Annotated in this window: 18 protein-coding genes and 3 pseudogenes; 5 read left to right on the forward strand and 16 right to left on the reverse strand. The window is 69.0% G+C overall.

Annotation, left to right across the window (positions count from 1 at the left end):
• Positions 1–85 precede the first annotated feature (85 nt).
• The 4 genes from OJJOAM_RS01700 to mltG all read right to left on the reverse strand — a co-directional run bounded on the left by OJJOAM_RS01700 (position 86) and on the right by mltG (position 3,477).
• Positions 86–604, reverse strand: coding sequence for a GNAT family N-acetyltransferase (locus OJJOAM_RS01700; RefSeq protein WP_422648692.1), 519 nt, complete (start codon positions 602–604; stop codon positions 86–88).
• A gap of 78 nt (positions 605–682) precedes the next feature.
• Positions 683–1,720: a DNA polymerase III subunit delta' gene (locus OJJOAM_RS01705; RefSeq protein ID WP_422648693.1), complete on the reverse strand. Its 1,038-nt coding sequence runs from the start codon at positions 1,718–1,720 to the stop codon at positions 683–685.
• Positions 1,721–1,849: 129 nt separating this feature from the next.
• Entirely contained in the window at positions 1,850–2,464 is a 615-nt protein-coding gene (gene tmk, locus OJJOAM_RS01710; RefSeq protein ID WP_422648694.1) for a dTMP kinase, read from the reverse strand.
• A gap of 17 nt (positions 2,465–2,481) precedes the next feature.
• Entirely contained in the window at positions 2,482–3,477 is a 996-nt protein-coding gene (mltG, locus tag OJJOAM_RS01715; protein ID WP_422648695.1) for an endolytic transglycosylase MltG, read from the reverse strand.
• Between the two features lie 352 nt (positions 3,478–3,829).
• Between mltG and OJJOAM_RS01720 the strand changes: the two genes are divergently transcribed.
• The 3 genes from OJJOAM_RS01720 (at position 3,830) to OJJOAM_RS01730 (ending at position 6,153) form a co-directional block, all read left to right on the forward strand.
• Positions 3,830–4,837 carry a YgfZ/GcvT domain-containing protein gene (locus OJJOAM_RS01720; RefSeq protein WP_422648696.1) on the forward strand — a complete coding sequence of 336 codons (1,008 nt, stop codon included), beginning with the start codon at positions 3,830–3,832 and terminating at the stop codon, positions 4,835–4,837.
• Positions 4,838–4,959: 122 nt separating this feature from the next.
• Positions 4,960–5,250, forward strand: a complete 291-nt coding sequence (locus tag OJJOAM_RS01725) for a DUF4936 family protein (protein ID WP_422648697.1) — start codon at positions 4,960–4,962, stop codon at positions 5,248–5,250.
• Between the two features lie 60 nt (positions 5,251–5,310).
• On the forward strand, positions 5,311–6,153 hold the full coding sequence (locus tag OJJOAM_RS01730) for an NRDE family protein (RefSeq protein WP_422648698.1): 843 nt from the start codon (positions 5,311–5,313) through the stop codon (positions 6,151–6,153).
• A gap of 111 nt (positions 6,154–6,264) precedes the next feature.
• Here OJJOAM_RS01730 and OJJOAM_RS01735 read toward each other — a convergent pair.
• The 5 genes and pseudogenes from OJJOAM_RS01735 to OJJOAM_RS01755 all read right to left on the reverse strand — a co-directional run bounded on the left by OJJOAM_RS01735 (position 6,265) and on the right by OJJOAM_RS01755 (position 11,169).
• A pseudogene (locus tag OJJOAM_RS01735) lies at positions 6,265–7,378 on the reverse strand (MFS transporter).
• 350 nt (positions 7,379–7,728) lie between these two features.
• The gene (locus tag OJJOAM_RS01740) at positions 7,729–8,169 is read right to left on the reverse strand and encodes a GNAT family N-acetyltransferase (protein ID WP_265632385.1); all 441 of its coding nucleotides are present in this window, start codon (positions 8,167–8,169) and stop codon (positions 7,729–7,731) included.
• Positions 8,170–8,475: 306 nt separating this feature from the next.
• The gene (locus OJJOAM_RS01745; protein ID WP_023264187.1) at positions 8,476–8,913 is read right to left on the reverse strand and encodes a YbgC/FadM family acyl-CoA thioesterase; all 438 of its coding nucleotides are present in this window, start codon (positions 8,911–8,913) and stop codon (positions 8,476–8,478) included.
• Between the two features lie 188 nt (positions 8,914–9,101).
• Positions 9,102–10,089, reverse strand: a pseudogene (locus tag OJJOAM_RS01750) (tripartite tricarboxylate transporter substrate binding protein).
• Positions 10,090–10,191: 102 nt separating this feature from the next.
• A complete protein-coding gene (locus tag OJJOAM_RS01755; protein ID WP_422648699.1) occupies positions 10,192–11,169 on the reverse strand; it encodes an alpha/beta hydrolase in 978 nt (325 codons plus the stop codon).
• Between the two features lie 374 nt (positions 11,170–11,543).
• On the opposite strand from OJJOAM_RS01755, the pseudogene OJJOAM_RS01760 reads away from it, so the two are divergent.
• Together OJJOAM_RS01760 and OJJOAM_RS01765 are read left to right on the forward strand one after the other, a co-directional pair.
• Positions 11,544–12,693, forward strand: a pseudogene (locus OJJOAM_RS01760) (iron-containing alcohol dehydrogenase).
• Positions 12,694–12,798: 105 nt separating this feature from the next.
• Positions 12,799–13,335 (forward strand): O-acetyl-ADP-ribose deacetylase, encoded by a 537-nt coding sequence (locus OJJOAM_RS01765; RefSeq protein WP_149318789.1) that lies wholly within the window; start codon positions 12,799–12,801, stop codon positions 13,333–13,335.
• A 119-nt stretch (positions 13,336–13,454) separates the two neighbouring features.
• On the opposite strand, the gene OJJOAM_RS01770 is transcribed toward OJJOAM_RS01765, so the two are convergent.
• The 7 genes from OJJOAM_RS01770 to OJJOAM_RS01800 all read right to left on the reverse strand — a co-directional run bounded on the left by OJJOAM_RS01770 (position 13,455) and on the right by OJJOAM_RS01800 (position 20,240).
• Positions 13,455–14,372, reverse strand: coding sequence for an alpha/beta fold hydrolase (locus OJJOAM_RS01770; protein WP_422648700.1), 918 nt, complete (start codon positions 14,370–14,372; stop codon positions 13,455–13,457).
• A 103-nt stretch (positions 14,373–14,475) separates the two neighbouring features.
• Complete coding sequence (locus OJJOAM_RS01775) at positions 14,476–15,378, reverse strand: SDR family oxidoreductase (RefSeq protein ID WP_150082965.1); 903 nt, start codon at positions 15,376–15,378, stop codon at positions 14,476–14,478.
• 113 nt (positions 15,379–15,491) lie between these two features.
• Positions 15,492–16,355, reverse strand: coding sequence for a class II aldolase/adducin family protein (locus OJJOAM_RS01780; RefSeq protein WP_422648701.1), 864 nt, complete (start codon positions 16,353–16,355; stop codon positions 15,492–15,494).
• A 60-nt stretch (positions 16,356–16,415) separates the two neighbouring features.
• The gene (locus OJJOAM_RS01785; protein ID WP_422648702.1) at positions 16,416–17,426 is read right to left on the reverse strand and encodes an NADP-dependent oxidoreductase; all 1,011 of its coding nucleotides are present in this window, start codon (positions 17,424–17,426) and stop codon (positions 16,416–16,418) included.
• Positions 17,427–17,508: 82 nt separating this feature from the next.
• Entirely contained in the window at positions 17,509–18,774 is a 1,266-nt protein-coding gene (locus tag OJJOAM_RS01790; protein WP_422648703.1) for a serine hydrolase domain-containing protein, read from the reverse strand.
• A gap of 216 nt (positions 18,775–18,990) precedes the next feature.
• The gene (locus OJJOAM_RS01795; RefSeq protein WP_149318794.1) at positions 18,991–19,437 is read right to left on the reverse strand and encodes a PaaI family thioesterase; all 447 of its coding nucleotides are present in this window, start codon (positions 19,435–19,437) and stop codon (positions 18,991–18,993) included.
• Positions 19,434–20,240: an SDR family oxidoreductase gene (locus tag OJJOAM_RS01800; RefSeq protein WP_422648704.1), complete on the reverse strand. Its 807-nt coding sequence runs from the start codon at positions 20,238–20,240 to the stop codon at positions 19,434–19,436. The genes OJJOAM_RS01795 and OJJOAM_RS01800 overlap by 4 nt, the downstream gene beginning before the upstream one ends.
• Between the last annotated feature and the right edge of the window lie 14 nt (positions 20,241–20,254).

The raw sequence follows: 20,254 nt of genomic DNA on the forward strand, positions 1-20,254 counted from the left end.
GGGCGGATTTGAGCGGATTGGAGCGGATCTGGGCGGATCTGGGCGGATTTGGGTGAGTGATGCGAATTTGAGCCGATTGGTCGGATCAGGCGCCCTGATCGACGCGCCGCCCCATGATGATCAGGTCGCGCTCGATGCCATCGAGCACCGCGACGCGCGGCAGCTCGCCCCAGCGGGCAAAGCCCAGCCGCTCGAACAGCGCCAGGCTGGGCGCGTTGTGGCCGAAGATGAAGCCGAGCAAGGTGTTGACGCCAATGGCGGGCGCGTGGGCCATCGCCCGTTCCAGCAGCAGCCGGCCCAGGCCCTGGCCGCGGTAGCGATCGTCCAGGTAAATGGAAACCTCGCTGGTGCCCGCATAGGCCGGACGGCCATAGAAATCCGAATAGCTGAGCCAGCCGGCCAGTTGGCCGCCGGCGTCCTCGACCACCCACAACGGCCGGCGCTCGGGGCCGTGGGCATCGAACCAAGGCTGGCGCGAGGCGACGCTGACCGGCTCGGTATCGGCGGTGACCATGCGCGAGGCAACCGTGCCGTTGTAGATCGCGACGATGCCGGGCAAGTCCTGGCGCTGTGCGTCACGCACGGTGAAACCGCTTGCTTCCATGTTTCTCTTCTTTTAAATCAAGTCGTTATCGTAGGTACTTCAAGTCTTGCATAAGGTTACCGTGGCGCCGGGCACCGGTCACGCCGAGGCCGGCTGCCGCTGGAACAGGTGCCGGTAGTCCATCAGCACCGCCTCCATCACCAGCCGCGCCGCCAGCGGATGCTGCTCGTGGCGCCGCTGCTGGACCAGCCGTGCCGCAAACGCCTGCAGCCGATGCGCGTCGGTCGCGCCGGCGCAGCGCCGCAGCGCCGCCATCTCGCCGGGGAAGTAGCGCGCCCCGGCCTCGCCGCCCAGGCACAGCGCCAGCAGATCGTAGGTCCAGCGCTGCAGGATACCCAGTACCGACGGCACCGGCAGTTTCTGCAGCTGCTCAGCGGCGGCCAGCGCGTCAAGCGCCGGCCCGTTGGCGAGCTGGCCCACCAGCCAGCGCTGCAGCGGCAGCTCCTCGGCTTCGGCCGCATGCAGCGCGGTCAGCGGCGCGCCGCCGGCCTGGGCCAGCTGGGCCGGCGCGTCGGCGACGCCTTGGGCTTTCAGCCATTCCAGCGCGGCCTGCTCGCTCGGCCGGCGCAGCGCGACCTGACGGCAGCGCGACAGGATGGTCGGCAGGATCCGGTCGATGCGGTCGGTGACCAGCAGGAACACCGTCGCGGGCGGCGGCTCCTCCAGCGTCTTCAGCAGCGCGTTGGCGCCCTCGTGCTGCAGCGCATCGAGTGGGTAGACCACCACCGGGCGCAGGCCCGAGCGGTGCGTGCCGATGCCGACCGCCTCGATCAGCGCGCGCACCTGCTCCATCCGGATGATCTTGCTGGGCGCCTTCTTCTTGCCGCCGCCGTCGTCCGCCTTGGCGTCGGCATCCGCATCGCCGCCCTCCATCGCCTCCGGCCGCACCACGGTGAAGTCCGGGTGATTGCCCTGGCCGAACCAGTGGCAGGCGGCGCAGGTGCCGCAGGGCTGGCCGTCGGCGAGCGGCGTGTCGCACAGCAGCGCCTGGGCAAAGTGCAGCGCCAGGTCGCGCTTGCCGATGCCCTGCTGGCCATGCAGCAGCAGCGCGTGCGGCAGCCGATCGCGCAGCGCCATCAGTTGCCGCCAGTCTTCGGTTTGCCAGGGATAGAGCATGGAAATCAAGGGGTTATCGGCAGAAGTTGATGTTGCTTGAGAGAATGTGGCGTGGTTGCGGCGTTATTGCGGTTTCCGCAACGACGACGCACCCCTTTCATATCATCGGATGCTGATACAGCCATAAAATCAAAGACTTGCAAGAATCTGCTCAAGCGTTTTCTGAATCTCCGCGATCGGCCGCGTGCTGTCGATCAACCGGAAGCGCGCCGGCGCCTCCTCGGCCCGCCGCAGGTATTCGGCCCGTGTCCGCGAGAAAAAGGCGGCCGATTCGGCCTCGAACTTGTCGGGCTCGCGCGCCCCGGCCAGGCGGGCGCTGGCCACCTCGAGCGGCACGTCGAACAGCAGCGTCAGGTCCGGCTGCAGATCGCCCTGCACCCAGCGCTCCAGCGTCTCCAGCCGCTCGCGGGCCAGGCCGCGGCCGCCGCCCTGGTAGGCAAAGGTCGCATCGGTAAAGCGGTCCGAGATGACCCAATCGCCACGTGCCAGCGCCGGTTCGATGACCTCGGCCAGATGCTCCCGGCGGGCGGCAAACATCAGCAGCGCCTCGGTCTCCAGATGCATGGACCGGTGCAGCAGCAACTGCCGCAGGTCCTCGCCGAGCGCGGTGCCGCCCGGCTCGCGGGTGGTCACCACGCGCCTGCCCTGCCCCAGCCGCTGCTGCAGCCGCTCGGCGAACCAGGCGAGGTGGGTGCTCTTGCCGGCCCCGTCGATGCCTTCGAAGGTAATGAATGTTCCGCGCATGGCGATGCTGTTCGTGATTATTTGCCGCGCTGGTATTGATCGACCGCGCGATTGTGTTCGGGAAGCGAGTTGGAGAAGTGGCTGGTGCCATCGCCGCGGGCAACGAAATACAGCGCGTCGGTCGGCGCCGGCGTGGTCGCCGCCGCCAGCGACGCCACGCCCGGCAAGGCGATCGGTGTGGGCGGCAGGCCGGTGCGGGTGTACGTATTGTACGGAGTGTCGGCCTGCAGATCGCGCTTGCGCAGGTTGCCGTCGAAGACCTCGCCGATGCCGTAGATCACGGTCGGATCGGTCTGCAGCATCATGTTCTTGCGCAGCCGGTTGATGAAGACCGCGGCGATCATCGGCCGCTCGGCCGCCTGCCCGGTCTCCTTCTCTACGATCGACGCCATGATCAGCGCCTCGTAGGGCGTCTTGTACGGCAGGTCGGGCGAGCGCGCGTTCCAGGCCTCGTTCAGCCGTCGCTGCATCGCCCGGTAGGCGTGCTTGTACAGCTCGACGTCGCTGCTGCCGCGCGCGAACAGATAGGTATCCGGGAAGAACAGCCCCTCGGCCGAGGGCTCGGTGGCGCCGATCACCTTCAGCAGCTCGGCCTCGCTCATGCCTTTGGTGTCGTGCCGCAGCGCGGGATGGGCGTCGACGGCGGCGCGCATGCGGCGGAATTCCCAGCCCTCGATCACGGTCAGCACATGGTGATTGACCTCGCCGCGGGCGATGCGGCCGATTACCTGCAGCGGCGTGACGCCGCTCTCGAACTGGTAGCCGCCGGCCTTCAGGCTGGCGTGGTTGCCGGTCAGCCGCGCCAGCAGCACGAACAGCCGGGCATCGATCGGCACGCCGCCGCGGGCCACCTGGCGGGCGACGCTCGGCACGCTGGAATTGGGTTTGATGATGACTTCGAGCGGCGAGCTGCGCAGCGTCAGCGGCTGGTTGGCCCACCAGGCGAAGGCGCCGGCGGCGGCCAGCGCGAATGCCACGGCGGCCAGAACCAGCCGGGAAAGAAAACGTTTCATCGACAAGCTTGGATAAGAGCGGATCGGAATGCGGACTTAAGGGCGGATCAAATGCCGACCAGTTTCGGATTGAGTGCAGATCAAGCGCGGATCGGGCCGCGGGTCTGCGTGAATCGAGGCCGCCGGGCCTGCCGGGCCGCCGGAAACGGACAAACGGCAGTCGGCCAGGCCCGGCGAATAACCAACGAGTGACCGGGAAGACGGCCGCCGGCCGCAATGACGGCAGACCCATATAATACCGGGAGCCTTGTCCGGGGCCGCCGCTCACCGCGTCACAAGTTGTGACAGGCCCTGCACAAGCCATCCGCCAACCGTGCCGGCCCGCGCGCCGGCTTCGACTCGAATTCCATCCATGCACGCCCCCAATCCCGCCCGCGCCGCCCAGTTCGCCGCCCTGCGCCAGGACGGCGTCGTTTGCCGCCCCGCCGATCTGGGCCTGATCCGCGTGGCCGGCGATGACGCCGCCACCTTCCTGCATACCCAGCTCACCAATGCCGTCGAGGACCTGCCCGCCGGACAGGCCCGGCTGGCCGGCTACTGCTCGCCCAAGGGCCGCCTGCTGGCGACGCTGCTGATCTGGCGCGATGCGCAGGGCATCGCCATGCAGCTGTCGGCCGACCTGCAGCCGGCGATCCAGAAGCGGCTGTCGATGTTCGTGCTGCGCGCCAAGGCCAGGCTGTCGGACCTGGGCGCCGAATCGGGCATCGTCGGGGTGGCCGGCGACAAGGGCGCCAGCGCGCTGTCCGCCGCCGGTCTGCCCGCACCCGCCGAGCCCTGGACCACCGCCAGCGCCGGCGAGGCGACCGTGATCCGCCTGCCCGACGCCGACGGCGTGCCGCGCTGGCAGGTCGTGGCGCCGGCCGCGCAGGCCGAGGCCCTGCGGGAAACGCTCGGCACCACGCTGCTGCCGGCCGACGCCGAGCTGTGGGACTGGCTGGAGATCCGCGCCGGCATCCCGCGCATCGTGGTCGCGACGCAGGAACAGTTCGTGCCGCAGATGATCAATTTCGAGCTGATTGGCGGCGTCAATTTCCGCAAGGGCTGCTATCCGGGCCAGGAAGTCGTCGCGCGCAGCCAGTATCGCGGCACACTCAAGCGCCGCATGTGGCTGGTCAGCGGCGAAGGCGAGACGCCGGACGCAGGCGCCGAGATCTATCGCGCAGACGATCCCGGCCAGCCGAGCGGCATGATCGTCAACGCCGCGCCCAAGCCCGATGGCGCCGGCTGGGACGCGCTGGCCGAGCTGAAGATCGATGCGGCCGGCGCCAGCCTGCACCTGCGCCATGCCGAGGGGCTGGCGGTTACCGTGGGCGAGCTGCCCTACCCCGTGCCGCTGCTGGCCACCGATCCCGCCGCGTGACGCCTCGTGAGGCCGGGCAGACCGCAGTGTCCAAAAGGTCCATCAATGGTCAATCAGCTCCATCAGGCCCATCTGGTCCATCAGGCCCATCAGGTCCATCGGGTCCGCAAGGAGACGCCGCGATGAGCGACCACCTGTTCGTCTACTTCCGCGTGCGCGAGCACGAGGCCGCCGAGGCGCTGCCGCACTGGCACCGCTGGATGGCCACGGTGGCCGAAGCCACCGGGATCGGTGGTACGCTGATGCGCAGGCCGGAAACCCGCGCCGGGCTGCAGACCTGGATGGAGGCCTACGCCGACGTGCCGCCGGCCTTCGATGCGACGCTCGACGGTCTGTGGCGGCAAAGCGGTTTGCAGCACTGGCTCGAAGGCGAGCGCCAGGTCGAACGGTTCGTCGACCTGGACCTGTTGTAGCGCGGCGCCGCTGCACGGATGCACTGCACCAATGCAGCGGCCCGCAACAAGGAATGGCTTATGTGTTTGATCCTCGTCGCCTGGCAGGCCCACCCCGACTATGCGTTGGTGGTCGCGGCCAATCGCGATGAATTCTATGTCCGCCCGGCGGCGCCGGCGCACTGGTGGGACGATGCCCCCGAGGTGCTGGCCGGGCGCGACCAGGCGGACGTAATCGGCGAGCCCGGCACCTGGATGGGCGTGACCGCCGGCGGGCGCTTTGCCGCGCTGACCAATTACCGCGCGCCCTCCGAGAAGCGCACCGATGCGCGCTCGCGCGGCGAACTGGTGGCGGGCTTCCTGCGCGGCGAGGCTTCGCCGGAGCAATATGTCGGGGATCTCGCCCGCGGTGCCGGCATCCGCGGCCCCGGCGCCTACAACGGCTTCAATCTGCTGGCGGGCGATCTGGATGCGCTGTGGTGGTACAGCAACCGCTCGCCCGACGGCGCGCCGCAGCGGCTCAAACCCGGCCTGTACGGCCTGTCCAACGCGCTGCTCGACACGCCCTGGCCCAAGGTCCGCAGCCGCGTCGGCGCGCTGGCCGAGACGCTGGCCGCCGATACCGGTGCGCCCAACGCCAGCGTCGAACCCTATCTGGCGCTGCTGGCCGATACCCGCCAGGCCTGCGATTTCGAATTGCCGCAGACGGGCGTCGCGCCCGAATGGGAAAAGCTGCTGTCGTCGGCCTTTATCCGCTCGCCCTCGTACGGCACGCGCGCCAGCACGGTGCTGCGGGTGCGCCACGATGGCCGCTTCGACCTGAGCGAGCGCAGCTTCGATGCGGCCGGCCCGATCGGCGAGGTGTCGTACCGCGGCCAGATGAACGTGGCCAGCCGCGCCGGGACGATTCCGGCGCCACGCTGATTCCTTGCGTCGTTCCCGCGCAGGCGGGAACGACGCGACGTTGACGAGCGTAGACCCGTAGGCCGATAAGCACGCCGGGCCCCGCGTGCGCGCGGCCGGCAACCTTGGCACTCAGCTCGACAGATAGCGCCGCACCGTCCGCGCCCCCGCCAGCGCGATCCATCCCATTGTCAGCGCCACCAGGCCGAGCCCGTAGCGCAGGTCGCTGGCATGCGCGACGCCGCCGATCATCACCGGCCCAAGCATCAGCCCGATATAGCCGAAGCGCGCCACCCGCGAAATCCCCCTCGGCCGGCGGGACCCCCGGCAACTTCGACGCCGCCACGAAGAAGATCGGCACCATATTGGCCGCGCCCAGGCCCATCATGGCAAAGCCCAGCAGGCTCGCCCACGGCGCGGGCCACAGCAGCGCCAGGCTGATGCCGACAAAGGCCAGCCAGGCGCTCGCCGTCAGCGTGCCGGCGTCGCTCCAGCGCGCCCGCGCCAGATCGCCGGTGAAGCGGCCGACCGCCATGCCGCCGGAGAAGGCGGCATAGCCGAAGCTGATCCAGCCGATCGGCGCCTGCGCGATCTCGCGCATATAGACGCTGGTCCAGTCGTACATTGCGCCCTCGCCCACCAGCCCGAGAAACGCCATCAGGCCCAGCAGCCACAGCGCGCGGCCGGCATGGTCGTGGCCCTTGTCGGCGTGCGGCGCGGTCGGATGGTCCGGCAGCAGCCAGCATTTGGAGGCCAGCCCGACGCCGGCGGTCAGCAGCGCCATGCCGATCGCGTGCGCCAGCGGCGCGACCTGCAGCGACAGCAACAGCCCGCCCACTGCCGCGCCGACCATGCCGCCGAGGCTGAACATGCCGTGCAGCGCGGACATGATGGGTTTGTGGCGCTGCGATTCGACCGTCGCGGCCTGCGCGTTCATCGCCACGTCGAACACGGCGCTGGCCATGCCGAAGGCGATCAGCGCCGGCACGAGTGCGTAGAAATGCGGCATCGCCAGGATCGCGATGGTGGCCAGGCCATAGGCGACGCCGCCCGACATGCAGGCGCGCGTGCTGCCGACCCTGGAGATCCACCGTCCCACCGGCCCCATCGCGATGATGGCGCCGAAGGCGACCGCCAGCATGGCCATCGACAGCACGGCGTCGGAGAGGCCGAAGCGTGCCTTGATGGTCGGGATATGAACGCCCCAGGTGGCGAAGGTCGCGCCATTGACGAAGAACAGCGCCATCGTGGCCCAGGTGGCCGGCGCGGTGCGCGGCGGCGGGGGCGGATCGGCGGGTGCGGGAGATGGCGATACGGGCGCGGCGGACGGCCGCGGCAGATCGGTCGAAAGGTCGTTCATGCGAGACGGTTGGTACGGCTCGGCGCGGCTTGGTGCGGCTTGCGGCTTGGTGCGGCTTGCGGCTCGATGTGGCTTGGCACGGCGCCAAACGAGGACAGCCGCGCCAAGTGCAAAGCAATCTCAAGGCATGCCCAAGAGTGCGCCGACGGACCCTGCATGGTCTCATACCGCCGCCGCGGCGGCCGTCGGCCGATGGCTGACGCGCCGGCCGTCCGAAGTCCCGAGCCCGCCCGGGACTAGCCTTGCGCCCCGCCCCCCAGCCGCTTGCGCATCTCGATATGGGGAATGCCGGCTTCCTCGAACGGCTCGCCGACCTGCTGGAAGCCGACGCGGGCGTAGAACGGCGCCGCATGCGACTGCGCGTTGAGCACCAGTTCGGGATAGCCGAGTTCCTCGGCCTTGGCCATCAGCGCATCGAGCACCCGCGCGCCGATGCCGGTGCCGCGCGCGCTGGCCAGCACCGCCATGCGGCCGATATGGCCGTCCGGCAGCAGCCGGCCGGTCGCCACCGGGACGCCCTGCGCGTCATAGGCGATCGCATGCCAGCTGGGCTCGTCCCACTCGTCCCATTCGAGTTCGACCGGCACGCCCTGCTCTTCGACGAACACGGCATAGCGGATCGCGCGCGCGGTCTCGCGCGCTTCGGACCAGGGCAGCAGGCGAACGGTGAGAGTCATGATGGGAGGGATGACGCGACGGTTGCGAGGATCGGCATGATACTCGCGTCGGGCCGATCTTTCAGCGGACCTGGTCGGCGCCGGCGGGATGGCGAGATCGCGGGATGGCGAGATCGCGGGATCGCGAGATGGCGAGATGGCGAGATGGCGAGATGGCGAGATGGCGAGATGGCGAGATGGCGAGATGGCGAGATGGCGAGATGGCGAGATGGCGAGATGGCGAGATGGCGAGATGGCGAGATGGCGAGATGGCGGTCGCGCGCGGCAGGCGCGCGACCGCCTCTCGACCACCCCCCGAAGGCAGGCTTACTGCTCCGGCGCCACCGTCTCGTAGGTCACGATCGCCTCGCGCACCGCGGCCGGCACCGGCGCCGAACGCTGCGTCGCCGGATCGGCGCAGACGTAGACGATCTCGCCGGTGATCAGGTGCTCGTCGCCGCGGTACATCTCGACGCGGAACAGCATGCTGGAGCGGCCGATGCGCGCGATGCGGCCGCGAATGTCGAGCATGTCGTCGAAGCGGGCCGAGCCGTGGTATTCCAGCGTCGATTTGACGACGTACATGTCCACGCCATGCGCGTGCAGCACGTCCTCGGGATAGCGGATGCCGACCGCGCGCCAGTACTCGGTCACGCAGATGTCGCAATAGGTCAGGTAATGCGCGTTGAAGACGATCGACTGCGGATCGACCTCGGCCCAGCGCACGCGCAACGGCATGCTGTGGCGAAACTCTTCCTTGGCCATGCGGATTCCTCGGAGTGAGTCGTGAAGGAGGCCGTCGTCCCGGCTTTGGCGGGGACGACGGCGAGGACAGCGGCGGCGGGCCCATGTTGGGGCGCCTTGCGCCGGCCCTTATTGCGAGCCCTTATTGCGAGCCCTTATTACCGGCCCTTATTGCCGGCCCTTGCTGAGGGCCCTTACCGCAGGGACCCTTACTGCGGCCGTGCCAGGCCCAGCTTCTCGATGATGGCCTTTTCCTTCTTGACCGTGTCGGCGGCGAACTTCGCGTACTGCTCGCTGTTCATGTAGAACGGCTCCATGTCGAACTTGGCCAGCGACTCGCGGTAGTTCGGCATTTCCATCGCCTGCTTGAAGGCGTCATGCAGCTTCTTGACGATCTTCGGATCGGTGCCCTTGGGCGCGGCCAGGCCGAACGGCGAGGTCTGCACGATGCCCAGGCCCAGCTCCTTCAGCGTCGGCACGTTGGGGAAGCGCGGCGAGCGCTTGTCGCCCCACACCGACAGCAGGCGCAGGCGGCCCTGTTCGACGTACGGCGCCCACGCCGGCGTGTCGGCCACCGACATCACGTGGCCACCCAGCAGCGCCTGCATCGACTCGGAATTGCCCTTGAACGGGATGTGCGAGAACTGGACGTTCTGCTTCATCGCCAGCTCTTCCATCGTCAGATGCAGCGTCGTCATCGAGCCGGGCGTACCGTAGGTCAGCTTGCCCGGATTGGCCTTGGCGTAGGCGATGTACTCCTGCATGGTCTTGATCGGCGAATCGGCCGGCACGACCAGGCCGAAGGCATAGCCGGCCAGGTTGATCACATAGGTCAGGTCCTTGACCGGGTCCCAGTTGATCTTGGTGGTGTACGGCAGGCGGAACACCGGCAGCGGGATCTGCGCCAGCGTGTAGCCGTCGGGCGGCGTGGCCTGCATCATCTGCGCCGGCAGCACGCCGCCGGCACCGGGCTTGTTCTCGACGATCACCGGCTGGCCCAGGATCTTCGAGGCATTCTCCGCGAGCACGCGGAACGGGATATCGGTGGATCCGCCCGCCGTGTAGCCGATGATGAGGCGGATCGGCTTCTGCGGGAAATTGTCCGCCTGGGCGTGGGCCGCGGGGGGTGGCGGCCATGCCGGTGACCGCGGCGGCGGCGATGGCGCCCGCACGGGCGAGGAAGTGGCGGCGTTGCATCTGTAGTCGTCTCCTGTTGCTACAAGGTACTGCTTGGGTACGCGATAACTGCCTGAAAAACCGGGGTTCTGCGACCGCCTTGGCTTGGCATCGAGCGCGGCCCTAGACGGGCGGCGCGGTGCCGAAGGCCGTTCGCAACGCGCGCACGGCATCGTCGTGCGCGCGCGCCACTGCCGGGACAAAGCGTCCCAGCTTGAAGAAATCATGGATCATGCCGGGGTAGTCCGCCACTTCTGCCGGCACGCCGGCCGCGCGCAGCTTCCGCGCATACGCGACGCCTTCGTCGTGCAGCGGGTCGTAGCCCGCCACCGCGATCCAGGCCGGACAGCAACCGGCCACCTCGGCACCGCTGCCGCCGCCGTCGAGCGGCGCAAAGCGCCAGTCGTCGCGGCTCTGCTCGCGGTCCAGATACTGCGCGAAGAACCACTGGATCATCGACGCGGTCAGCAGGTAGCCGTCGGCCAGCGCTCGCTGCGACGGCGTGTCCTGGCGCGCACTGGTGCCCGGATACAGCAACATCTGCAGCACCGGCGCGAGGCCGCGCTCGCGCGCCTCGACCGCGCAGGCCGCCGCCAGCGTGCCCCCGGCACTGTCGCCGCCGAGCGCGATGCGGCTCGCATCGGCGCCGAGCCGCGGCGCCTGCTCGAAGACCCAGTGCAGCACGTCGAAGGCATCGTCGACCGCCGTGGGGAACTTCCATTGCGGCCCGAGCCGGTAGTCGACCGACAGCACCATCGCATCGGCGCGCGCGCACAGCAGCCGGCACAGCGGATCGTGCGTGGCGATGCTGCCGACCGTGAAGCCACCGCCGTGGAAGTACAGCAGCAGCGGCAAGGGCTCGGCCCAGCTCGCCTCGCGCGGCGCATAGAGCCGCACCGGAATCGCATGGCCGTCGCGCGCGGGCACCGTCATGTCCTCGACGCCGTGCACCGGTGCGGGCGCCACGTCCAGGATCAGCGCGCTTTTCTCGTAGGCGATCTTCGCGTCGGCCGGGTCCAGATGATGCAGCGGCGGCCGCTTGGCGCGCGCCACCATGTCCAGCAGCTGCGCGATCTGCGGATCGAGCGGCTGCGCCGGCATGCCGGGCGGGATCGATGAGGCGGGGGACGCGGGGGAACGCGGACGGAACGGCTGACATGAAGGCGAGGCGACGGTGCGGTGCGTCTGGCTTGGGCCGCGAACGGCGGAGATCCTTGGGGTTCGTCCGGCAGTTCGTCCGGCGAAGTTCGAATTGTGAACGAGCGTTCGATTTTAGTATGATGCCACTGCTTTGTGGGCATACCGGCATGGAAAATGTGGCAATGCGACACCGCGTTTGCCCCCTACCCGTCCGACGGAAAACGCTGCGACAATCGTCCGGGCCTGGATTTGCAACGCCCCGCCGGCATGGCAGCGCAGCACGACGCCGCCACCCGCCCGCCCTCGCCGACATAACAATCACGGAGACAAGCACGATGGCCTTTATCTATTACCTGACCCATATCCATCTCGATTTCGGCGCGGTCAAGCTGCTGAAGTCGGAATGCGAGCGCATCGGCATCCGCCGGCCGCTGCTGGTCACCGACAAGGGCGTGGTCGCCGCCGGCATCGCGCAGCGCGCGATCGACGCGCTCGAAGGGCTGCCGGTCGCCGTGTTCGACGACACGCCCTCCAATCCGACCGAAGCGATGGTGCGCCAGGCCGCGGCGCAATACCGCAGCGAGGGCTGCGACGGCCTGATCGCGGTCGGCGGCGGTTCCTCGATCGATCTGGCCAAGGGCATCGCGATCCTGGCCACGCACGAGGGCGAGCTGACCACCTACGCCACCATCGAGGGCGGCAGCGGCAAGATCACGGAGCGCGCCGCGCCGCTGATCGCAGTGCCGACCACCTCGGGCACCGGCAGCGAGGTCGCGCGCGGCGCCATCATCATCCTCGACGATGGCCGCAAGCTCGGCTTCCACTCCTGGCATCTGCTGCCCAAGTCGGCGATCTGCGATCCGGAACTGACGCTGGGCCTGCCGCCGGGGCTGACGGCGGCCACCGGCATGGACGCGATCGCGCATTGCATCGAGACCTTCCTCGCCCCCCGCCTTCAACCCGCCGGCCGACGGCATTGCGCTCGACGGGCTGGAGCGCGCCTGGGCCCATATCGAGCGCGCCACGCGCGACGGCAGCGACCGCGAGGCGCGCCTGAACATGATGAGCGCGTCGATGCAGGGCGCGATGGCCTTCCAGAAGGGCCTGGGCTGCGTCCACTCGCTGTCGCACCCGCTCGGCGGCCTGAAGATCGACGGCCGCACCGGCCTGCACCACGGCACGCTGAACGCGGTGGTGATGCCCGCGGTGCTGCGCTTCAACGCCGACGCGCCGAGCATCGTGCGCGAGGACCGCTATGGCCGCCTGCGCCGCGCCATGCATCTGCCGGCGGACGCCGATGTCGCGCAGGCGGTGTACGACATGACCGCGCGCCTGGGCCTGCCGACGGGGCTGGCCGCGATGGGCGTCACCGAGGCGATGTTCGACAAGGTGGTGGCCGGCGCGCTGGCCGACCATTGTCACAAGACCAATCCCAAGGAAGCCAGCGCCGAGGACTACCGGCGTATGCTGGCGGAATCGATGTAAGGCTCGATCGGTGTAGGGCGCAGTCGATGTAAGACGCAGTCGGTGTGAGGCTCGATCGTGTAAGGCTCAACCGATGCCACGCGCATCGGGTCCAAGGAGGCAGGCATGGCTGGCGAACACTTGCAGGTGGTGCACGGCGATATCACGCGGATGGAGGTCGATGCCATCGTCAACGCGGCCAACAGTGGCCTGCTCGGCGGCGGCGGCGTCGATGGCGCGATCCACGGGGCGGGCGGTCCGGCCATCATGGCGGCCTGCCGCGAGATCCGCGAGCGCCAGGGCGGCTGCCCGACCGGCGAGGCGGTGATCACGACCGGCGGGCTGCTGCCGGCACCCTACGTGATCCACGCGGTCGGCCCGGTCTGGCGCGGCGGCGGCGAGAACGAAGACGCGCTGCTAGCCAGCGCCTATCGCAACAGCATCAGGCTCGCCGCCGAGCATCGGCTGCGCACGCTGGCCTTCCCGAACATCAGCACCGGCGTCTACGGCTTTCCGCGCGAACGCGCGGCCGATATCGCGATCGCCGCGGTGCGCCAGGCGCTAGCCGAGGCCGACACCATCGAACAGGTGACCTTCGTCTGCTTCGACGACGAGAACTACCGGCTGTATCGGGAGCGGCTGGGAGCGTTCGGGGGGCTTTGATTCAACCGGCGAAAAGGCGCGCGCTTGCCCGCTCCGCCGCGCCCCTCTCCCGCAAGCGGGAGAGGGGCTGGGGGAAAAGGCAACAGCGCACCAGCGCTTGCTATCCCCTCCGCACCCCATTACCCCAACGCGCTGCGGATCAAGCGATTGATCCGTTCCGGCTGCTCGTGCACGACCCAGTGCGTGCCTTCCGGAATCCGCTCCAGCCGCAGCTGCGGCACGAAGCGATCGAGCCCGTCGACCAGCGACTTCGGCAGCGCGCGATCGTTCTCGCCCCAGATCACCAGAGTAGGCACGCGCACGACGAAGGCCTCGGGATCTAGCCGCGACAGGTCGGGCGGCGGTTCGCCCGGCGCCGGCGGATGCAGCGGCGAGGCGCGATAGTAGTTGACGCTGCCGGTCAGCGGATGGGAACCGCCCTCGCCCGGCTGCGACCAGGCGGCGAGATACTTGTCGCGGGTCTCGCCGGTAAACCAGTCGGGCGGCGTGTCGCCGCCGGACAGCAGCCCGGCCAGCTTGGCATGGTTGTCGGCCGCCAGTACTTCCTCGCAGCCCGGCTTGCGCAGCCAGTTCATATAGGCCGATGCCGCCTGCTGCCGCGGGTCCTCCGCCAGCGCGCGGGCGAACAGATACGGGTGCGGCGCGTTGACGATGACCAGCTGCTCCACCAGCGCCGGGAACTGGATCGCCAGATTCCAGCACACCGCCCCGCCCCAGTCGTGCGCCACCACCACGCAGCGGTCGTAGCCCAGCGCGGCGATGAACTGCACCAGGTCCTCGACCAGATGGCGCGGCTTGTAGGCCTCGACCGCGGCGGGCTTGCTCGACAGGTTGAAGCCGCGCAGATCCGGGGCAACCGCGAAATGGGTCTGGCCGAATTCGGCGAGCTGCGCCTCCCACGCATACCAGAACTCGGGAAAGCCATGGACGAACAGCATCAGCGGCTTGCCGCGCTGCCCCGCGCTGGCGTAATGCAGCCGCGTGCCGTTCGGCAGCGAGGCGTACTGCAGATGATGGATCACGGCCGATGTGCTCATGGTCTCCTCTCTGTGGTTTGCCGTTGTCGTCGCGCCCGCCCCATGCGGGCGCGGCGCCGGCCGTGCCGATGCACGCTCCGTGCCTGCGCGCGAATCGCCCGCCTCAGCCGCGCAGCGCCGCCACCAGCTCGTCCCGCACCTGCGGCTTGCCGGCGAACGGATCGCCGGGATTGCGCTGGCCGACGATGTCCTCGAAGCGCTGCTGCACCGGCGCCAGCGCGTGCGGATGCGAATAGATGTAGAAGCGCTGCTCGCGGATCGCGTCGAAGGTCATCCGCGCCACGTCCTCCGCGCTGACCTTGCCCGAGGTGACCGCCTTGTCCGACAGCGCCTGTGCGACCAGCTGCGAACGCGTCGGCGGCGCCTCGTTGCTGAGGTCGGCGGGACGATTGCGGTGCGACTGGTGGATGCCGGTCGGCACGAAATACGGGCACAGCAGCGAGCAATGCACCTGTTCGGTCACCAGCGCCAGGTCCTGGTACAGCGACTCGGACAGCGACACCACCGCATGCTTGGAGACGTTGTAGATGCCCATCGCCGGCGGATTCAGCAGGCCGGCCATCGACGCGGTATTGACGATATGGCCCTCGTACGAGGCATCGCGCGCGGCGGCCTCGAGCATCAGCGGCGTGAAGATGCGCACGCCGTGGATCACGCCGTGCAGGTTGACGCCAAGCACCCAATCCCAGTCCTTCTGCGAGTTTTCCCAGACCAGGCCGCCGGCACCGACGCCGGCATTGTTGAACAGCAGGTTGACCTCGCCGAAGGCCTCGATCGCGGCATCGGCCAGCGCCTGCACCTGCTCGGCCTTCGATACGTCGACGCGCAGCCCGATCACGCGGGCGCCCTGCGTGCGCAGCTCGGCCACGGTGGCGTCGAGCGCGTCCTGCTGGACGTCGGCCAGCACCAGCCGCATGCCCAGCGCCGCGCCGAGGCGCGCGAATTCCTTGCCGAATCCCGACGCGCCGCCGGTGATCACGGCCACCCTTTCCTGGAACTGCTTCATCGTGGTCTCCTTCTCGATGCCGGCGCGGTCCGGTGTCGGTGCGGTTTCCCGCTGGCCCGCTCTGCCGGCGGCCTTCCGCGTTGCGCGCGCCGGTCTCCCCGGCCCTGCCTGCCTCAATCGAGCAGGTCGGGCTGCTCCTTGACGATGCGCGCGTACAGCGGCTGGAACTGGAACCAGCCGGCCTGCGCGGTGCCGACGATCGAATAGGCCTGGCGCGCGGCGGCGTCCGAGATCGTCTTCGGCGCGCCGCCGGTGCGCGCCGCGGCGGCCTCGGCCAGCAGCTGCACCTGGCACGAGCGCTCCATCGTGATGAACCACCAGGCCGCCTCGTCGACGGTGCGGCCCACCGTCAGCAGCCCGTGGTTCTGCAGGATCACGGCCTTGTTGGGCCCCAGCGCATTGGCGATGCGCTGGCCTTCGTCGAGCTCCACCACCACGCCGCCGAAGTCGTCATAGACCGCGTGGTCCTGATAGAAGGCGCAGACGTCCTGCGTCAGCGGATCGAGCGGCCGGCCCAGGGTCGACCAGGCGCGCCCATAGGTGCTGTGCGAATGCGCGGCGGCGACCGCGTCCTCGCGCGTCTGGTGCACGCGCGAATGGATCGCGAAGGCGGCGGCGTTGACCGGATGATCGCCCTCCACCACGTTGCCGTGGTGATCGCAGCGGATCAGGTTCGATACCTTGACCTGGCTGAAATGCACGCCGAACGGATTGACCCAGAACGTATCGGGAAACTCGGGGTCGCGCGCGGTGATATGGCCGGCCACGCCCTCGTCGAAGCCGAACTTCGAGAACAGCCGGAAGGCCGCCGCGAGCCGCTGCTTGCGATGCAGGCGCTCCTCGGCATGGGTCTCGAAGCGCGGCGGGCGCGGCAGCACGCGGTACTTGGCCTTGATTTCCTCGGGCAGGTCGGCGCCGATCTCGTCGGCACGGCTGGCACGCTGCGGTGCCTGCGTGGCATGGATGGGAGCGTTCATCGCGGTCTCCTGCGGGTAGCGGGTAGCGGGGAGCGGTAGCCGATAAGGGGAGCCGGCCGATCAGATCAGCTTGACCAGCTGCTTGCCGAAGTTCTTGCCCTTGAGCAGGCCCATGAAGGCCTCGGGCGCGCTCTCCAGCCCCTGCGCCACGCTCTCGCGGAACTTGAGCTTGCCCTGCGCCACCGCGCCGCCGAGCTCGGACAGCGCCTGCGGCCACACGTCCATGTGCTCCGAGACGATGAAGCCCTCGATCTTCAGGCGCGACACCAGGATCAGCTGCGGATTCTTCAGGGGCAGCGGCTCGCCGTCATAGCCGGCGATCATGCCGCAGACCGCGATGCGGCCGAACGGATTCATGCGCGACAGCACGGCATCGAGGATCTCGCCGCCGACGTTCTCGAAGTAGCCGTCGACGCCCTGCGGCGTGGCTTCCTTCAGCATCGTGTACAGCGCCTTGGGATCGGATGCCGCCTTGTAGTCGACGCAGGCATCGAAGCCCAGCTCGTTGACCACGTAGTCGCACTTCTCCTTGCCGCCGGCGATGCCGACCGCGCGGCAGCCCGCCATCTTCGCCAGCTGCCCCACCACGCTGCCGACGGCGCCCGAGGCCGCGCTGACCACCACGGTCTCGCCGGCCTTCGGCGCGATGATGCGATTCAGGCCGTACCAGGCCGTGACGCCGGGCATGCCGACCGCGCCCAGGTAGGCCGACAGCGGAATCCGGCTGGTGTCGACCTTCTGCATGCCGCTGCCGTCGCTGACGCCCATCTCCTGCCAGCCGAACATGCCCAGCACCTTGTCGCCGACCGCGTACTTCGGATTGCGCGAGGCCACCACCTCGCCGACGGTGCCGCCGATCATCACCTCGTTCAGCGGCTGCGGCGTCGCGTAGGACTTGCCTTCGTTCATGCGGCCGCGCATGTACGGGTCGAGCGACAGAAAATGGTTGCGGACCAGCACCTGGCCGTCGGCCAGTTCGGGCACCGGCACCTGCTCGAGGCGGAAGTTGTCCGGCGAGACGGCGCCGCTGGGACGGGAGGCGAGGACGATGCGCTTGTAGGTATCGGACATGGGACGTTCCTTTGTCAGGGGGTCGTGGGACGTTGTTGGGCTGGATGTTGGCCTTCGGGATCCGTGCTGCATCGACGTGGCATCAGCGCGGCATCAGCGCGAGCGCCAGCGCGCGGTAGGCGCGCAGCGTGATCGGGTCGTTGGCGGCATTGCCGGCGATCGGGTGCGAGGCGTAGCGCACGATGGTCATCTCGGCCTTCGGATCGATATGGATGCGCTGGCCGAAGATGCCGCGGGCCTCGAACACGCCATGATCGTCGTGCGAGACCCACCACATATCGCGGTAGCTCCAGCCAGACAGATGAGCATAGACCGATTTGGCGAACTTCGCGCGATCGCCGCCGGCGCGCACGTCGGCAACCACCGCGCTGGGGATCACCTGGCGGCCGTTGAAGCGGCCGTCGTTGCGCATCGCCTCGCCGAAGCGGGCCAGGTCGCGCAGCGTGGTGCTGATCGCCCCGCCGCCGCCCGGCGTGCCGATGCTGTCGACGGTGAAATAGGCGTCCTCCTCGGCGCCAAGTGGCTGCCACAGCTTGTCAGACATCAGCTTGGGCAGCGGCACGCCCGAGGCGCGCTGGACGATCCACGCCAGCACCTCGGCGTTGACGGTCTTGTAGGCGAAGGCCTGGTCGTGCTCGCCCTCCTTGCGCAGCGTGGTCAGGAACTCGTAGAAGCTGCGCGGGCCCGCATAGTCCGGCGCGCGCGGAATCATGCCGCCGGCGCGCGCATAGTCGTTGACCTCGGCCTTCGGATCGGCGTAGTCCTCGGAGAATTTGACGCCGATCGTCATGTCCATCACCTGGCGCACGGTGGCGTCGCCATAGGCGGTGTCCGCCAGTTCCGGCACGTAGCGCGTGACCGGCGCCGCCGGATCGAGCTTGCCCTCGGCCACCAGCATCGCGGCCAGCGTGCCGACGAAGCTCTTGGTGATCGAGAACGCCGCGTGCGGCAGCTGCGGCTGCAGCGCGCCGAAGTACTTCTCGTAGACGACCTTGCCCTTGTGCATCACCAGGATGCCGTCGGTATAGGTCAGCGCCAGCATGTCGGCGAAGGTGCGGCGCGTGCCGTCGGCATCGACGAAGGGCACGCCGCCGATGTCGCGCTCGGCGCGCGGCAGCGCGGACACGGGGCCCGGGCCGCGCCACACGGAAACGGTGGGCACCAGCTCGCGCACGTGCGAGAAGGTCCAGCGGTGGCGCGGGAAGCCGTTGCTCTTGCCGCTGAAGCTGATGACCTTGTCCGGCGCCGGCGGAAAGCCCTGCATCCATCCCATCGTGACGGGATCGGTGGCGGCCGCATCGGCATAGGTACGCGCGGGCGGCGTCTGTGCTTGCGTGGGAATCGTCATGGCGGTCAGCAGCACGGCCGCGACGGACAGCGGCGAGGGGACGAAACGGCGGACACTACGACGAACGATGCGCCGAGCGATACGTTGAACGATCTGGCGAAGGCGCGTACGCCCGCGTCGATTGGCCTGCATGGTGTCTCCATTTGTTTTTTCTCTTTGGATTCGTTGGGTGCCGCGCTGCGGGCCGCGCAGCGATCTGCGGTCTGCGCGCGGCGGTCAGCCGTCGGCGCCGGCATCCGGCGCGGTCTCGGCCCGCTGCGGCGGCGAGCGCCGCACGTACTTGAAGGTGCCGGAACTGCGCGCCACCAGCTTGCCGTCGGCATCGACGATCTCCGCCTCGCAGAACGCCATCGACGTGGTGCGATGCACGCAGTCGCCGCGCGCGATCAGCGTGCCTCGCCCCGGCGCCATGAAGCTGGTCTTCATCTCGATGGTGACCACGCCGCGCCCATCCTCGGTATCGGCCGAGCGGCAGGCCACCGCCATCGCGACGTCCAGCAGCGTCATCAGCACGCCGCCGTGCGCCATCTCCCAGCCGTTGTGATGGCGCGGCTCGATCTCCAGCTCGAGCTCGCTGACGCCGCCGCCCATATGGGTGCAGCGCAGGCCGAGGTCGTCGACGAAGGGAATCGGGATCGGGAAACCTTTGCGGGGCTCGGTCATGGTGTGGTGGTCCTTTGGTTCAAATCGCGCTGACGCCCCCCATCCACCGCCAGGATCTGCCCGGTAATGTGCTTGCCCGCCTCGGTCGCGAACAGCAGCGCGGCGCCCTTCAGGTCCTCGTCGTCGCCCAGCCGATGCAGCGGCACGCCCTCGCACATCTTGTCGACGCCCAGGCGCGCCAGCGAGCCCTGCGTCATCTTCGACGGGAAGAAGCCCGGCGCCAGTGCGTTGACGGTGATGTTGTGCTCGCCCCATTCGGCCGCCAGCGTGCGCGTGAAATTGACCACCGCGCCCTTGGACGTGTTGTAGGCGATCGTCTCCATCGTGCCCGGCGGATTGCCGGCGAGCCCCGCGATCGAGGCGACATTGATGATGCGGCCATAGCGGCGCGGAATCATCGACTGCTTGCCGATGCGCTGCGTCAGCAGGAACAGGCCGCGCACGTTCAGGTTCATCACCTTGTCCCAGGCCTCGACCGGATGGTCCTCGGCGGGCGCACCCCAGGTCGCGCCGGCGTTGTTGACCAGGATGTCGACATGGCCCAGGCGCGCCAGCGACTCGTCGGCCAGGCGCGCGATCTCGTCGTCGCGCGAGCCGTCGGCGGCGATCCAGTCGGCCTCGATGCCGCGCGCCTTCAGATGTTCCTGCGCGGCCTTCAGCTCGTCGGCCTTGCGCGCCGACAGCACCAGCCGCGCGCCCTGCTCGCCCAGCGCCTCGGCGATCTGCAGGCCCAGCCCGCGCGAGCCGCCGGTGATCAGCGCGGTGCGCCCCTTCAGATCGAACAGCTGTGCGATCGTCTTCATGGTGTCCCCTCCTT

Origin of the sequence: Cupriavidus sp. H18C1, from assembly GCF_049311595.1 — a bacterium.
Lineage (GTDB): Bacteria > Pseudomonadota > Gammaproteobacteria > Burkholderiales > Burkholderiaceae > Cupriavidus > Cupriavidus cauae.